Raw genomic sequence first — 15,702 nt, 5'->3', positions numbered from 1 at the left:
TATTATTTTGCAAACAGGGCAAAGCCCAATAGGAAGTTAAAAATGTCATTAGAAAGATGTATTATAGCCTTTGGTGGTTTTATGGTTTTATTGTCCGTAGTCTTAACAGTAACCGTCAGCCCATACTTTGTCTGGCTTACTGTATTTGTAGGCGCTAATCTATTTCAGAGTGCATTTACAGGTTTTTGTCCAGCTGCGATAGTAATGAAAAAAATGGGCATTAAAACAGCAGCTGAAATAGCATTAGCTAAATAGAAACAAGGAAATAATTGTGTTAAAAAATTCGATTACCAAATTATCCAGTCAGTTATTAGCATTAGTTGCAATGTTAGCAGTATCTTTTATTTCACCAGCACAAGTGGTAGAACAAGATCCAAATGTGGCTTGGCAAAAAATAGATAAAGGGGATATGGTAATTGATGTCCGTACTGCAGAGGAGTTTGCAGCGGGTCATATTAATGGCGCAATTAATATCCCATTCGATCAAATAGTGCCCCAACTAGCGAAATTGAATTTAGCAAAAGATACCGATGTCGTATTGTATTGCCGTAGTGGACGTCGAAGTGGAATGGCGCAAAATGCATTAGTTAAGCAAGGGTATAGTAAAACCTATAATGCTGGCGGTTTAGACACATTAATGTCGTCACGATAATCTCTGCCATCAACTAAATCTATAATACTAAAAACCACCATCGGTGGTTTTTTATTATCTGTGATAAAACTGATAAGTTATTTCCTCTCTCTTCGTAAACACTTTTCCCCTCCTACTTTGTAAAACTACACTCAGTTACATTAACAAAATGTTCATTAGTAAAAACTGATTAATTCGTTCGAACCTAAACTAAACTAAATCACTACATCAAATAAATAAAGCATTACTAATCAGCCACTTTAACAAAATAAAATAAAAGTAAAATTCACTAAAACGATTTGTAAATCCAAAATAAAACAGAATAACGCGCTGCTACGCAAGCAACAAATAATTAACTTAATGTTTACATTCGGTTAATTATTGATTACCTTTTAAACAGGTAAGCAGAATAAGCTTATCAATAAAACATAATTATAAAAGACATTACGTCCCCTGATTAACATGGAAGATAATATGAAAAATCATAAAAACCCAGCAGTCGTGCTTAGCATGACTGCACTCGCTTTGGCTATTTCAACTCAAGTCAACGCAGCACCAGCCCCTTCTCAACTCTCAGCAACTAACCAACAGATTCAGCAAGAGTCTCCCCTACCTAAACGTTATATTGTTAAATTTCGAAATGACAATGCCGCACAAACATTGAGTAGTAGTGCAGCAATACAAAATTTGGATGTAGAAACAGACAGCAATAGCATGTCTTATGAACCTCGTTCAAATGAAGTATTCACTCAGTATAGAGCGTTAAATAGCGTTAAAGCACGAGAAATGAAACGTGTTGGTCGTAGTAATAGTTACTCGGTGAAACTCGACTCGCCTTCGATTAAAGCATTGCGTTTGCGTCAAGACGTTGAATATGTAGAAGAGGATTTGCCTCGTAGACTGCTCGCAGAGACAACGCCTTGGGGACAAACTTTTGTTGGTGCAACCGTCTTAAGTGACAGCCAAGCAGGTAATCGTACTATCTGTATTATTGATTCTGGTTATGACCGTAGCCACAATGATTTAAGCGGTAACAATGCAACTGGTACCAATAATTCAGGCACAGGTAACTGGTATCAACCAGGTAATAATAATGCTCATGGTACTCATGTAGCAGGTACCATTGCCGCTATTGCTAATAGTGAAGGTGTTGTTGGGGTAATGCCTAATCAAAATGCCAATATTCACGTTGTTAAAGTATTTAATGAGGCAGGATGGGGTTACTCGTCATCATTAGTAGCCGCTATCGATACCTGTGTTGATTCAGGTAACGCAAACGTTGTCACCATGAGCTTAGGTGGCAGTGGCTCAACAACCACTGAGCGCAATGCATTAACGGCTCATTACAATAATGGAGTGTTATTAATTGCGGCGGCGGGTAATGCTGGCGACAGTTCTTATAGCTACCCAGCATCTTATGATAGCGTTATGTCTGTTGCGGCAGTTGACAGCAATCTCGATCATGCTGCTTTTTCACAGTATACAGACCAAGTTGAAATTTCGGGACCCGGTGAGGCAATTCTATCAACGGTAACCGTCGGCGAAGGTCGTTTAGCTGATATAACCATTGGTGGCCAATCATACTTTAACAATGGCGTAGTACCGCACAACCGCTTAACGCCATCAGGGAGCAGCTATACTGCTGCACCTATTAACGCGAGTGCTACGGCCACACTGGCTGAATGTACCGTGAGTGGGTCTAGCTTTAACTGCGGTAATATGAGCAACAAAATTTGTTTAGTTGAACGTGTTGGGAATCAAGGTTCTAGCTATCCCGAAATAGACTCAACAAAGGCCTGTAAAGATGCTGGTGCATCTGGGATCATCGTCTACAGTAATAGTGCGTTACCTGGCTTACAAAATCCATTTTTGGTTGATGCTAATAGTGACATAACCGTTCCTTCTGTCTCTGTAGATCGTGCTACGGGTCTGGCACTTAAAGCCCAAATAGGCCAATCCGCTACGGTAAGTAACCAAGGTAATGAAGATTACGAATATTACAATGGTACCTCAATGGCAACACCACATGTATCAGGGGTAGCAACATTGGTGTGGAGTTACCACCCGGAATGTAGCGCCAGTGAAGTACGTGCGGCATTGAATGCAACAGCAGATGACCTAAGCGTTGCCGGTCGTGATAACCAAACAGGTTACGGTATGGTCAATGCAACCGCAGCAAAAGCTTACCTAGACGAATCATGTAATGGCCCAACCGATCCGGGAACAGGTTCTGGTGACAGCGTACTTGAAAACGGTGTGGCAAAAACAGCTTTAGCTGGTGCTAAAAACGATGAGTTATATTTCTCGTTAGACGTTCCTGCAGGCGCAAGTGATTTAAGTTTCACCATGAGTGGTGGTACAGGTGATGCTGACTTGTATGTACAGTATGGCGCATCTCCTACCAGCAGTAGTTACGACTGTCGTCCATGGAAAAGTGGTAATGCTGAATCTTGCCCAATAGCAACACCTCAATCTGGTACCTACTATGTGATGGTACAAGGTTACAGTGCATTTAATGGTGTAGGTTTAGTGGCTAACTACACCGCTGGTAGCACTGGTGGCAGCAACACAGGCGGCCCTGCTAGCTACACTAATACTGGGAATTATACGATCCCAGACAACAGCACTACTGGCATTACTAGTCCTATAACGGTTAGCCGCAGTGGTGATTCTGGAACGGTATCAGTGTCTATAGGAATTATTCATACTTATATTGGTGATTTAAAAATCCAGTTAGTTAGCCCTACGGGCCAAACTGTTGTACTGCATAACAACACTGGTGGTGGTACTGATAATCTAACCCAGACTTACACAGCTAATATGGCAGGTGTTGAGTCAAGTGGTATATGGACATTGAAAGCAGTTGATAATGCCAACCAAGACACCGGATATATCGATACTTGGAGTTTAAGCTTCCAATAATATAGTTCGGTTGAACATAAAAATAGCCACATAATGTGGCTATTTTTTATTCATTAGTTAATGGGGGGGTTAACTTTAATATTATGGTACTTTCAGTCCAACAGGTTGCTGATTTTTAGTAATAACGTCAAATATTGATGCAAAAGAGTTTGGTGTACTTACATCGACGGCAAGCTTTAATCGGCGAGCAATATCATTAGCAGATAATACGCCTCGAATAGTATGATTTTCTCGATCTAACACTAAACAATGCTGCTGCCCTGCTGACTGCAATGTCTCAATCACATCACCTATTCGTGCATAACTTAAATCGTCAAAATCAATCGCTTTAAGTTGTTCCTTAGGGATCATAAAATCAGCAACCGTAAGCTGTTCACGCTGATGCCCCGCAGCAACACGTTTTAATATCTCTTGATTTTGTAAAGACTCAAAACTGATTAAGCCGATAAACCTGTTTTTATTATCGATCACTAATTTTAGACGCACATGAGACTTCTGCATTAAATGTTCAACGTTAACAGCTGATGTACTCGATTCGATAACTTGTGGAGTCACATTCTTGAAATCAGTAAACACATTTATGGCCGAGGAAAGCATTGAAATGTCTTCATGAGCTTCTGGCGAGGTCAATTCATCAATTCTTTCAATTGGGTACAGGGCTAATTGCTTCACAATAACATCCTTAATCAATAACTATCGTAAAAATAAAACATCATATATATTAATGATTTAGTCAGTCATTTGATGTTTACTATCTGATTTGATTATCTGCCTGTGTTTTTATTAGTACAAGACCCATTTAATTAAACTTAATTAACCATTGCTAAACTAAGGTTGAAATCACTTTATTGTCGTTACAAATATGGTTCAGACCGCTACTTACTTTAATATTTCAGGCTCGATCAACACACTATCATTAGCATCAGATAGCCACACTTGCCCCTCACTTATGCTGACTTGTAATGCCATGTTACGACTAACAAAAACTTCCATTTGTTTGACCGCCTCTTCAGGAAAGTTAATCACGGTTAAATTATCGTAGCGGGTGAATGCTTGCTGGTTTTGTTGCCACCAAATAGGCACACTTCGGCCACCATAAGTATATAGAATGACTTGCTTTGATCGTCCACAAGCTTTTCTGAGCCACTTTTCGTCCGCTTGACCAAACTCAACCCAAAGATCGATTTCACCACTCAAGCTTTTGTCCCAAAGCTCTGCTTCATCATCAACGCATAAACCTTTACTAAACACTAAACTATCCGATGCATTTAAAGCGAATGCCAGTAAACGTACCATCATACGAGTATCCGTTTCAGATGGGTGTTGTGCTAGGGTAAATTGATGATCCGCATAATAATGACGATCCATATCAGCAATCTGCAGTGATACTTTAAAAACGGTAGCTTTAGCAGCCATAAAGGGTTCCAAACAATATAAAAAAACGAGTCTACTACAAAGTAGACTCGTCATAATAGAATATCTGGAAAAACGCTTTAAATCGCGCCAGGTCGTAGATGTTTTGCCATCGGGAAATGTGCACTGAACTGAGCGATTTGAGCAACAGAAGAAACGATTAGCATACGACTTCCTTGTTCATATTGATGTGTGATATCACTTACTAAAGGAATAACGTCTCTGTTTGCATCTCGCCTTAATAATTCATTAATCTCACTATCCAGCGCACTATCGCTGTAGATCACGTCTAACGTCTGTAACAAAGGCATTGCAGCAATCGGGAGTAAATGTGCCGGCGTATCCACAGTCAACAAGAGGATTTCCCCCTTAACACCAAAGTTTTCAAAGGCCTCTAGATAGCGCTGTTCTGTTGACGAATCAAATTTATCTTGGTTAATGGTAAAAAACCGCTCCCAAAACAATCGTCTATCTTTTCCAGCAAGCAATTTATTTTGTACTTCTTCGCGTTTACTGGCAACAAAATCAAACAGAGGGGCTAACGATGACGGTAGCATTGTCTCGAGGCGGGAACGAATAGTTCGCGCAAAAACTGGCGCTGCACCTGCGGTACTTATCGCAACCACTAACCGACCGCGATCCACTATCGAAGGCGTAATAAATCGACAAAATTTAGGACTATCGACCACATTCACCCAAATCCCCCGCTCAGTTGCCAATTGCGCAAAATCCTTGTTCAATTGCTCATCGGCAGTAGCAAGATAAATGATATCAACATTGGCAATATCATCACTGCGCACTTCGCGGCGAGACAACTGAATGCGCCCTAGGGAATAATAATGTTCAATATCGTTGGCAACCGTTGGTGCTATTACATGAATATGAGCATCTGTACGAGACAACAGATCTAGTTTACGAGTGGCAACCTCACCAGCACCCACCAATAAGACCCGCAGACCTTGAGTATCAACAAATAATGGGAAATATTGCATTAACCTACTCAGTCTTCAACGATAGGGAATTGATGTTGTATCCATGCACGGTAACCACCAATCATTGAGGCAACTTGCGTATAACCCATAAGCTGTAAGTTATAGGCAGATAATGCTGCACGTTGACCTGCTCCACAATAAAGTAATATTGGGGTATTTTTATCTGGGAAACGATGCTCTATATCACGTTCAATAATGCCACGACTGAGGTGTTTTGCATTAGGTAAATGTCCTTGTAACCACTCGCTATCTTCTCGTACATCAATTAATTGCCATTGATCTTGTTGTTGATATTGTTCAATCGTTAACAAAGTTACATGGGGTAAAACAGAATCAACCAAACTAGCGAATGCTGGTGATGCTTGCATAATACTTCCTTAAGATAGGTAACGTCACTCATCCGTGACACATTAAGTATCCAATACGTCATAAACTTAAAAGTGGTTTCACAAAATTATTTATATGCTCACACTGGTTGACTAAAAACGATCTTATCCAAGTGCTTATTCATTATGCATTTCACTTTTTGGGGAACTGCATTGCCAACACAATTCAAAACTTCCTTCGTTAATTTCATGGCATTGAACACATTGCCATTGAGGTTGCTCGATATCGAGTGCATCAAGTAACGTTTGCGCAGCGACAAGTTGATTATTTGCTACCCATAACTCGACCGTCTGCATTTCTATAGGCAAACCGCCGACACCACCAATGAGTGCCTCGCCTTTAAGATCAACTTCAATGCCACTGGTTTCAAGTAACCCTTTCCATGTGTGAGCCTGCAGTAGATTACCACCGGCCAATAATACTTTTCGTTGTTCCATGCGTTATCCTACTGCATTGCTCTTGCTGGCAAATTTGTTTTATCCTACTTCCTCTATCAAAATCTGTCGAGTCTTGTTTATAAGTTGGACATTTGCCATAGACAATGGTTATGTTAACTATATACAAGCTATTCGCATTTAATAACATTATAAGCGGGTTTCTACATGACAAAAATAGTCTTAAAAGGTGTATTTCAAATCACAGCTTGGAATGAATCGACTTATGCTGAACACGACAATAACAGCAAACAAACCATTGCTGAAATTACTCAAACTTATTCTGGTGATATCAATGGTTCAGCTCAAATTCGCTATGTAATGTCATATCAAAATGGGGAGGCTGCGGTATTTGTTGGAATGGAGTACTTAACCATAAACACGCCAGAAATAGCTGGCACCATAGTGTTACAACATAATGGGGTATTTTCACAAGGTGTTGCCCAAAGCCAGTTCAATATAATCGCTGACTCGGGTACCGAAAACTTGCATCAATTTATTGGTCACGGTGAGTTTACATCAACTGAAAACGGCCAAGCTGAATACCTCATTACCTTAGATCATGACTAAGATAACTATTTCTCGTTTGGAGACGAATGTAGGTACATTTAGAGTGTCTGGCACTATGACGTTAACTTCACTGATTTTAAACGCTATTGAAATACTCGGCAGTGATGGATGGGAAGCTCTGATAATCGATCCACAAACTCAATGGTACAAAACGTTAATTGCTGCCTGTGAAGTGCATTTAGCAGAACAAAAGAAGTTAACTTAGCCATAAAAAAAAACCCCAGCAAGCTGGGGTTTCTTTTTAGTGATTAAGATTAATAATACCTATTAAGGCATCATTGAAGGTTGATCTGCACCTTCTTTCTCAATCTCTACCGGTAACATATGCTCACGGTTAATACCCAATTTAATGGCTAAATAACTTGCCACATAAATCGATGAGTATGTACCAACAAAAATACCTAATAACAATGCAGTTGCAAAGCCATGGATCATTGTGCCGCCTTTTAAAAACAGCGCTATAACGGTAATTAATGTAGTACCTGTGGTAATAACAGTACGACTCATAGTCTGAGTGATTGAGGTATTTACAATCTCTACTGGAGTAGCTTTACGCATTTTAAGGAAGTTTTCACGGATACGGTCATACACTACGATAGTATCGTTAAGTGAGTAACCCACAACCGTTAATAAACCTGCCAATACGGTCAAGTCAAACTCAAGCTGTAATACCGAAAATACCCCTAAGGTTACAATAACGTCATGTGCTAACGCGGCAACAGAACCTGCAGCTAAGCGCCATTCAAAACGAAAGGATACATAGATAAGAATACAAATTAAGGCAACAATAACCGCTAAGCCACCCTGCTCAGCTAATTCCTTACCAACTTGTGGCCCAACAAATTCAACACGTTTTTGAATCACGCCTGAATCAATTGACTGGGCTGCAGTTAATACTGCCGCAACCTGCACATCGCTTTTTAGCTCATTTCTGACGGGTAGACGAACTAAAATGTCGCGGCTTGAACCAAAGTTCTGTACCACTGCACCTTCTGCTTCATCTGTCGTCATTGTTGCACGTAAAGCATTTAAGTCGACTGGAGCTGAAAACTCCATTTCAACAACCGTACCACCGGTAAAGTCTAATCCCCAGTTAATACCTTGGACGCCTAACGACACAAAAGAAGCAATAACTAAGATCAACGACATAACACTAATAGGAAGTGCATGACGAAGGAAGTCGACGGTGTTCTTTACTGAAAATATCTGCAACATATTCAACTTCTCCCTTAGATAGACAAAGACTTAACGCGCTTACCACCCCAAACCGCATTCACGATTGAGCGAGTGCCAACTATGGCTGTAAACATCGAAGTCGCGATACCTATCATTAAGGTAACAGCAAAGCCTTTCACCGCACCGGTACCGACAGCAAATAAAATTAACGCGGTCATAAAGGTGGTGATGTTAGCATCGGCAATCGTTGAAAACGCATTACCATAACCTTCATGGATAGCTTGTTGAACGCTGCGACCAGCAAGTAGCTCTTCGCGAATACGCTCAAAAATAAGCACGTTACCATCAACAGCCATACCCACTGTTAGCACCATGCCGGCAATACCCGGTAAGGTTAACACCGCACCTGGGATCATAGACATCACACCAACAACCATGATGAGGTTAGCCATCAATGCAAGATTGGCAATAAAACCAAATGCACGGTAATAAATCATCATGAAGATTAATACGACAACCATACCCCAAACCATCGCTTGAACACCGTTTTGAATGTTTTCAGCACCTAGGCTTGGACCAATGGTTCTTTCTTCAACAATCGTTACTGGCGCAATCAACGCACCCGCACGTAACAGTAACGCTAAGCTTTGTGCTTCAGTGTGTTCTAGACCGGTAATCACAAAGTTACGGCCTAAACGAGCTTGGATAGTTGCAACAGAAATAACTTCTTCAATCCGAGTCATTTTCACTGTGCCATCAGGATTGCGTGTACCGCTATCTTTATATTCGATAAACAATGTTGCCATTGGTTTACCGATATTATCTTTGGTGACGTTAGAGAATATTGAGCCGCCTTTTGAATCAAGATTAATAGCGACCTGAGGACGGCTATATTGATCAAAAGTAGGTTGAGCACCAGTGATATGATCACCCGTTAGCATCACTTCCTTCTTCAATACTGCAATTCCGCCTTCACGACGTTGATATACTTCATCACCAGGAGGGACACGACCACTTGCAGCAGCACTTACGTCAGCTTTGTCATCAACCATACGAAATTCAATCGATGCCGTAGCGCCTAAAATTTCTTTTGCACGAGCAGTGTCTTGTACTCCGGGCAGCTCAACAATAATACGCTCGGCGCCTTGGCGTTGTACTACCGGCTCAGCTACACCCAACTCGTTTACACGGTTACGAATGGTGGTAATGTTTTGTTGTAATGCTTCTTCCTTAATTTGCTTAAGATAAGCATCACTCATAGTAGCAAGAAGCATAAACTCATCACCGCTACTTGCATCGGTGTATGTCATGTCATTGCTGCGAGTTTTTAAATAAGTCTCAGCTTGGTCAACCGTTTCAGCATCTCGAAACTTAATCGCAATTCCGTTTGGCGTTTTACGAATACCAGCATAACGAATTTTTTCTTCACGAAGCTGGCTTCTGAAATCAGCTATTTTAGCTTCTTCCATTTTACGGACTGCTTCGCCCATATCCACTTCCATTAAGAAATGAACTCCACCACGTAAATCTAAACCTAATTTCATCGGCGACCCACCAACAGCTTCAAGCCATTCAGGGGTTGCCGGTGCTAAGTTCAATGCCACGGTATATTTTTGACCAAGCAGTTCAGCGATAGCCTCTTTGGCCACCAGCTGCTGCTCTGGGTTTTGCACGCGAACTAATAATTGACCATTTTCAAGCTCTGCACGCTTTACAGCAATACCCTGAGCCTTTAATAAATCAACCACAGACGTCTGAGTCGATGCCGTAACTTCTGCACCACGAGTTGCGACAATTTGCACCGCATGGTCTTCACCAAACAAATTTGGAATTGCATAAAAACTACCAATGGCGATGACAAGCATCACCATGATATTTTTCCACATTGGGTATTTATTTAACACACAATAGCCCTCTTGGCTTATAACGACTGGATAGAACCTTTAGGCAATACCGCTGCGATATAATCCTTTTTAATCGTGATTTGGTTGTTATCATTAATGGCTAATAATACATAATCACTTTCGTCACCAATTTTGGTCACTTTACCAAGAATGCCACCACTAGTTAACACTTCATCACCTTTTGAAATCGATGCCATTAGGTTTTTGTGCTCTTTAACACGCTTTGACTGTGGACGGAAAATCATGAAGTAAAAAATTAATCCAAACATGACGAGCATGAAGACTAACTGCATGGTTTCGCCACCGGCTGCACCACTGATTGGACTTGCATATGCATTTGAAATAAACATAGTTCTCTCTTCTTATTAGCTAAAATTAAACGATTAACTCAGGTACTTCACGACCAAGACTGGTGTAGAACTCCTTAACAAAGGTGTCTAATGTACCTGTCTCAATTGCGCCACGCAAACCTTCCATCAACATTTGGTAATAACGTAAATTATGAATGGTGTTTAAACGTGCACCTAAAATTTCATTGCAACGATCTAAATGGTACAAATAAGCACGTGAATAGTTTTTACAAGTGTAACAATCACACTTAGCATCTAATGTTGCAGTGTCATCACGATGACGTGCATTGCGAATTTTAATCACACCTTCACTGGTAAATAAATGGCCATTACGGGCATTTCGCGTTGGCATCACACAATCAAACATATCGACACCACGGCGCACCCCTTCAACTAAATCTTCAGGTTTACCTACGCCCATTAAATAACGTGGCTTATCCGCAGGAATTTGCGGGCAAACATGCTCTAAAATGCGGTGCATATCTGCTTTAGGCTCACCCACAGCTAAGCCACCTACGGCATAACCATCAAAACCAATATCTACAAGACCCTTTACACTCTCGTCACGTAAATCTTCAAACACGCCACCTTGAATAATACCAAACAAAGAATTTGGATTTTCTAAGCGGTCAAATTCATCACGTGAACGTTTAGCCCAACGCAGTGACATTTGCATCGACTTACGCGCTTCATCATGTGTTGCTGGATACGGAGTACATTCATCAAAAATCATCACTACGTCAGATCCCAAAGAATCCTGAATTTGCATTGATTTTTCTGGATCTAAGAAAATCTTTTCACCATTTATTGGTGAACGGAAATGAACACCTTCTTCAGTGATTTTACGAATATCACCCAAACTGAACACTTGGAATCCACCCGAGTCAGTTAAAATGGGACGCTGCCAGTTCATAAAGTCATGAAGGTCACCATGCTTACGCATGATTTCTTCGCCTGGACGTAACCACAAATGGAAGGTGTTACCCAATAAAATGTCGGCGCCAGTGGCTCGCACTTCTTCAGGTGTCATGCCTTTTACCGTACCGTATGTTCCCACTGGCATAAATGCTGGCGTTTCAACAGTGCCACGATCAAAAATAAGTCGTCCGCGACGTGCACGACCGTCCGTTGTGTCTAATTCAAATTTCATAAATCACCTTGCCAGATAAACAGTCTGACTTGTTTAGTTTCTATAGTTATGAGGGTAAATTTTAATGCTTCAAGGTTACTGACACATTAAATCAAAAAAACACCCACTATTGTGGGCGAGTATATTAAATCAAATTGATTACTTAGGGGGCTTTTTTCGTCACAAACATGGCATCACCATAGCTAAAAAAGCGATATTTTTGTGTTATGGCGTGTTGATAGGCATTCATTACCTCATCAAAACCGGCAAAAGCACTTAATAACATGATTAATGTTGACTCGGGCAAATGAAAATTGGTCACCATCGCATTAACTATTTTAAATTGATAACCTGGGTAAATAAAAATATCGGTATCGCCACTGAACGCTTTTAATGGACCATCTCCACTCGCTCGAGCTGCACTTTCAAGTGAACGAACTGACGTGGTACCAACGGCAACGACACGATGACCATTGGCTTTAGTTTGTGCTATAAGGTCAACGACATCTTGCGGAACGTTAGCCCACTCTGAATGCATCTTGTGCTCAAGAATATTATCGACTCGTACTGGTTGGAACGTACCAGCTCCCACATGCAAGGTCACAAACGCAATATTGACACCCTTGGCTTTTAACTCTGCCAGCATGGCATCATCGAAATGTAAGCCTGCGGTAGGAGCAGCAACGGCCCCTGGTGTTTGGTTATATACCGTTTGATAACGCTCTTTATCAGCATCTTCATCCGGACGGTCAATATAAGGAGGCAGTGGCATATGGCCGACGTCTTCAAGTACTTCTAATATGGTTTTATCAGACAGTAACTCAAGCTCAAATAATGCATCATGACGCGCTAGCATTTTCATTTGATAGCCGCCATCTAAATCAATAAGCGTATCTACTTTAGGGGATTTTGAACTGCGAACATGGGCTAAGATACGCTTATCGTCAAGCATGCGCTCAACGAGAATTTCAAGCTTGCCACCAGTGGACTTTTGGCCGAACAAACGCGCAGGAATAACTCGAGTGTTATTAAACACCATCAAGTCACCAGGATTGATCATATTGAGTAAATCAGTAAAGTGCTTGTCAGCGAGTTCACCGTTTTGACCACTTAATGTGAGTAAACGCGAAGCATTGCGTTGTGCTGTCGGATAGCGAGCAATCAGCTCATCTGGTAGGTCGAATGAAAAATCTGCAACACGCATAGTATAATCTCAACAATAAAAACGGCCGCTAGTCTATGGCGACTGCGGGTTAAGATCAAGTTTGGTGATTACTTTGTCGGCTTTTGTTCTATCGACTCGATGTTGATACCGTCCAATTCAATAGTATTTGGCTTCACTGAATCAAAGCTGTGATGTGATTTATATGAATGCTCTTCATAACGCATGTCGATATGTACTTTATTTCGTTTGGGTGTAGCAGGCCTACCCAATAATTTTTTAATCCACTCTTTCATCTTCCTTGATCCTTAAAATTAATCCTATACCCTTTAACAGTACTTACATCTATCGCAACAATATAATGTTAATACTCAATGACATTCGCACGTAAATCGTTATGATTACGTAAATACGAGTACTTCCCTGTAACGTCTTGTTACAAACGGTTAGTATCATACTGTAAAATAATAAAATTAGAAGTACAATTTATGAACTTTTTAGCTCACTTACATTTAGCCGACATCAGCGATACCCACTTAATAGCTAATTTGTCGGGTGATTTCGCCAAAGGTAACATAGGACAACACCCAAAACATTTACAACAAGGCATATGGCTTCATCGTCAAATAGATCAGGTTACTGACAGCCATGAAATTATTGTCGATCTCCTGAAACTGTTTCCTAAAACATCACGCCGTGTGGCACCGATATTAATTGATTTGGTATTCGATCATTACTTAGCGTTTTATTGGGAAGAGTATCATCACCAACCATTAGATGAGTTTTGCCAAAAAGCGTATCAACAACTGAATGCGACAGCGGAATTGCCTCCAACATTACAAGCCATTGCACCGCAAATTATCCAACAAGATTGGTTAAATAGTTACCAAACAAGACAAGGCTTAAATCAAGCGATTAAAGGTGTGAGCAAGCGTTTATCTAAACCAGAACTGTTTGATCATGCCATTAAGGATATTGATAAGATTTATATTGATATTGAAATTGCATTTAGGACTTTCTATCCGCAATTGATGGCCTATAGCAAAATTTATAGCCGTAAAACTCCAATAGAATATTTACCTTAATTGAAGGCAACAAGAGGAGTGAGATAAGTATGGCGCCATGGTTTATTAACCTACAGTTCAAACTAAAATCCAGACGTTTTTGGTTAACCAGCTTACGCGATATCATACTTATTGGCGTTATATTATTTGCCATTGCGAGTTATTTACAGCGAGATATGAAAACAGGTGTTGCCACTCCAATTAACGCACATTCGATTACTCAGAAGCCAATTTCATTATTTACCTCAACAGCAACTGGCGCTCAACAACATGCAAAATGGCAAACAAATTCTCATAAACCCACCTTAGTTTATTTTTGGGGTACTTGGTGTCCAGTATGCAGCGTCACCTCGCCAATGGTGGACTCGGTTAACCTAAAGCAAGATTATCAAGTAGTTTCCATTGCAGTAGCCTCTGGTACCGATGCAGGCATTAATACTTTTATGCAACAACATCATTATCACTTTGATGTAATCAACCAACAAAATCAGCCTCAAACAATATCATTGAGCCAACAATGGGGCGCAATGGCCTTACCTGCTATTTATATTGTTGATACTGAAAATAATATTCGATTTGTAACCTCTGGGATAACCAGTAGTTGGGGAATGTCACTTCGATTATGGTTAGCAAGGTGGTAAAGCAAATTTCACAAAATACCTTATGCAAATGGGTAATTGTTTTTTCGTTATCTGCAAAATTTTGTTAGTATTCGCAACATTAATTTTTGCATCATGAATAACTGATTCCGTCCTATAAGAGAGAACGCCCTATAATGCACATCTTTACTTATCAGCCGCCGTCCATTCCATGGTTGGACATACGCTATAAAGACCGTGACATTATCGTCATCAATAAACCTTCAGGTTTGTTATCAAATCCTGGGCGATCACCTGATACACACGATACGGCAATAACCCGTTTACAACGATGCTATCCAGAAGCTATTCTCATCCATCGCTTAGATTGTGACACTTCAGGCATCTTAATTTTTGCTCGAACCAAAAAAGCAGAATCGCATTTAAAAATACAATTTCAAAACCGCCAAGCTAAAAAAATATATATTGCTGAAGTCATGGGCCATGTCAGCGAGCAACAAGGCAAAGTAAACTTTGCCATTGGGCCAAATCCTGATTCGCCACCATTCCAAATACTCACAGACTCAGGCAAAGCAGCGCTAACCTACTTTCAAGTGCTTGAGCATAGAGTTCAGTCGACCTTGATGGAACTTAAACCGCACACAGGTCGCACCCATCAACTTAGAGTGCATATGCTTGCGCTGGGACACGCTATTTTAGGTGATGAATTCTATGGCGATACCGAAACAATAAATGCCAGTAAACGCTTAAACCTACATGCGCAATCACTCACAATTACCCACCCTTACAGCCAAGTCGAAATGACCTTTTTTAGTCAGCATCCGTTTTAATACCACGACAATTTATACCCAATTAGACAAAAAAATACCGACACAATTGCGTCGGTATTTTTTAATGAATATACATAACCTCAACTCGGGTTAATACATAGGATAAGTAAGCTAAAATAACAACATTTGGCCTCTTTCA

Annotated in this window: 19 protein-coding genes; 8 read left to right on the top strand and 11 right to left on the bottom strand. The window is 40.5% G+C overall.

The window, feature by feature from the left end:
- The first annotated feature begins 42 nt into the window (after positions 1-42).
- The 3 genes from FH971_RS06410 to FH971_RS06400 all read left to right on the top strand — a co-directional run bounded on the left by FH971_RS06410 (position 43) and on the right by FH971_RS06400 (position 3,553).
- Positions 43-255, top strand: coding sequence for a YgaP family membrane protein (locus FH971_RS06410; RefSeq protein WP_137221772.1), 213 nt, complete (start codon positions 43-45; stop codon positions 253-255).
- A 70-nt stretch (positions 256-325) separates the two neighbouring features.
- A complete protein-coding gene (locus FH971_RS06405; protein ID WP_137227311.1) occupies positions 326-652 on the top strand; it encodes a rhodanese-like domain-containing protein in 327 nt (108 codons plus the stop codon).
- Between the two features lie 453 nt (positions 653-1,105).
- Positions 1,106-3,553, top strand: a complete 2,448-nt coding sequence (locus FH971_RS06400; RefSeq protein ID WP_137221774.1) for a S8 family serine peptidase — start codon at positions 1,106-1,108, stop codon at positions 3,551-3,553.
- 81 nt (positions 3,554-3,634) lie between these two features.
- Here the strand turns inward: FH971_RS06400 and FH971_RS06395 are convergent, their stop codons facing one another.
- The 5 genes from FH971_RS06395 to FH971_RS06375 all read right to left on the bottom strand — a co-directional run bounded on the left by FH971_RS06395 (position 3,635) and on the right by FH971_RS06375 (position 6,782).
- Entirely contained in the window at positions 3,635-4,225 is a 591-nt protein-coding gene (locus FH971_RS06395; protein WP_137221776.1) for a CBS domain-containing protein, read from the bottom strand.
- A gap of 207 nt (positions 4,226-4,432) precedes the next feature.
- Positions 4,433-4,969: a YaeQ family protein gene (locus FH971_RS06390; protein ID WP_137221778.1), complete on the bottom strand. Its 537-nt coding sequence runs from the start codon at positions 4,967-4,969 to the stop codon at positions 4,433-4,435.
- Between the two features lie 77 nt (positions 4,970-5,046).
- Positions 5,047-5,958: a precorrin-2 dehydrogenase/sirohydrochlorin ferrochelatase family protein gene (locus FH971_RS06385; RefSeq protein WP_140233752.1), complete on the bottom strand. Its 912-nt coding sequence runs from the start codon at positions 5,956-5,958 to the stop codon at positions 5,047-5,049.
- A gap of 8 nt (positions 5,959-5,966) precedes the next feature.
- Positions 5,967-6,326 (bottom strand): rhodanese-like domain-containing protein, encoded by a 360-nt coding sequence (locus FH971_RS06380; RefSeq protein WP_137221782.1) that lies wholly within the window; start codon positions 6,324-6,326, stop codon positions 5,967-5,969.
- A 135-nt stretch (positions 6,327-6,461) separates the two neighbouring features.
- A complete protein-coding gene (locus FH971_RS06375; RefSeq protein WP_137221784.1) occupies positions 6,462-6,782 on the bottom strand; it encodes a putative signal transducing protein in 321 nt (106 codons plus the stop codon).
- Positions 6,783-6,947: 165 nt separating this feature from the next.
- Here FH971_RS06375 and FH971_RS06370 point away from each other — a divergent pair, with 165 nt between their 5' ends.
- Positions 6,948-7,349 (top strand): DUF3224 domain-containing protein, encoded by a 402-nt coding sequence (locus FH971_RS06370; RefSeq protein ID WP_140233751.1) that lies wholly within the window; start codon positions 6,948-6,950, stop codon positions 7,347-7,349.
- A 55-nt stretch (positions 7,350-7,404) separates the two neighbouring features.
- The gene (locus FH971_RS06365) at positions 7,405-7,554 is read left to right on the top strand and encodes a hypothetical protein (protein ID WP_167495986.1); all 150 of its coding nucleotides are present in this window, start codon (positions 7,405-7,407) and stop codon (positions 7,552-7,554) included.
- Positions 7,555-7,616: 62 nt separating this feature from the next.
- Here the strand turns inward: FH971_RS06365 and secF are convergent, their stop codons facing one another.
- The 6 genes from secF to FH971_RS06335 form a co-directional block, all read right to left on the bottom strand.
- Positions 7,617-8,564, bottom strand: a complete 948-nt coding sequence (secF, locus tag FH971_RS06360) for a protein translocase subunit SecF (protein ID WP_137221790.1) — start codon at positions 8,562-8,564, stop codon at positions 7,617-7,619.
- A gap of 14 nt (positions 8,565-8,578) precedes the next feature.
- Positions 8,579-10,429, bottom strand: a complete 1,851-nt coding sequence (gene secD, locus FH971_RS06355) for a protein translocase subunit SecD (protein ID WP_137221792.1) — start codon at positions 10,427-10,429, stop codon at positions 8,579-8,581.
- Positions 10,430-10,446: 17 nt separating this feature from the next.
- Positions 10,447-10,779: a preprotein translocase subunit YajC gene (yajC, locus tag FH971_RS06350; protein WP_137221794.1), complete on the bottom strand. Its 333-nt coding sequence runs from the start codon at positions 10,777-10,779 to the stop codon at positions 10,447-10,449.
- A gap of 25 nt (positions 10,780-10,804) precedes the next feature.
- Positions 10,805-11,929: a tRNA guanosine(34) transglycosylase Tgt gene (gene tgt, locus FH971_RS06345; protein ID WP_137221796.1), complete on the bottom strand. Its 1,125-nt coding sequence runs from the start codon at positions 11,927-11,929 to the stop codon at positions 10,805-10,807.
- Between the two features lie 142 nt (positions 11,930-12,071).
- Entirely contained in the window at positions 12,072-13,112 is a 1,041-nt protein-coding gene (gene queA / locus FH971_RS06340; protein WP_140233750.1) for a tRNA preQ1(34) S-adenosylmethionine ribosyltransferase-isomerase QueA, read from the bottom strand.
- Between the two features lie 68 nt (positions 13,113-13,180).
- Positions 13,181-13,366, bottom strand: a complete 186-nt coding sequence (locus FH971_RS06335; RefSeq protein WP_140233749.1) for a hypothetical protein — start codon at positions 13,364-13,366, stop codon at positions 13,181-13,183.
- A gap of 192 nt (positions 13,367-13,558) precedes the next feature.
- On the opposite strand from FH971_RS06335, the gene FH971_RS06330 reads away from it, so the two are divergent.
- The 3 genes from FH971_RS06330 (at position 13,559) to FH971_RS06320 (ending at position 15,563) form a co-directional block, all read left to right on the top strand.
- Positions 13,559-14,155 carry an acyl carrier protein phosphodiesterase gene (locus FH971_RS06330; protein WP_140233748.1) on the top strand — a complete coding sequence of 199 codons (597 nt, stop codon included), beginning with the start codon at positions 13,559-13,561 and terminating at the stop codon, positions 14,153-14,155.
- Between the two features lie 29 nt (positions 14,156-14,184).
- Complete coding sequence (locus tag FH971_RS06325; protein WP_140233747.1) at positions 14,185-14,775, top strand: protein disulfide oxidoreductase; 591 nt, start codon at positions 14,185-14,187, stop codon at positions 14,773-14,775.
- Between the two features lie 134 nt (positions 14,776-14,909).
- The gene (locus tag FH971_RS06320) at positions 14,910-15,563 is read left to right on the top strand and encodes a pseudouridine synthase (RefSeq protein WP_140233746.1); all 654 of its coding nucleotides are present in this window, start codon (positions 14,910-14,912) and stop codon (positions 15,561-15,563) included.
- The last annotated feature ends 139 nt before the right edge of the window (positions 15,564-15,702 follow it).

Origin of the sequence: Shewanella polaris, assembly GCF_006385555.1 — a bacterium.
Lineage (GTDB): Bacteria > Pseudomonadota > Gammaproteobacteria > Enterobacterales > Shewanellaceae > Shewanella > Shewanella polaris.
The sequence above is the reverse complement of the archived record's forward strand: the minus strand, read 5'-3'. Positions and strand labels throughout refer to the sequence as shown.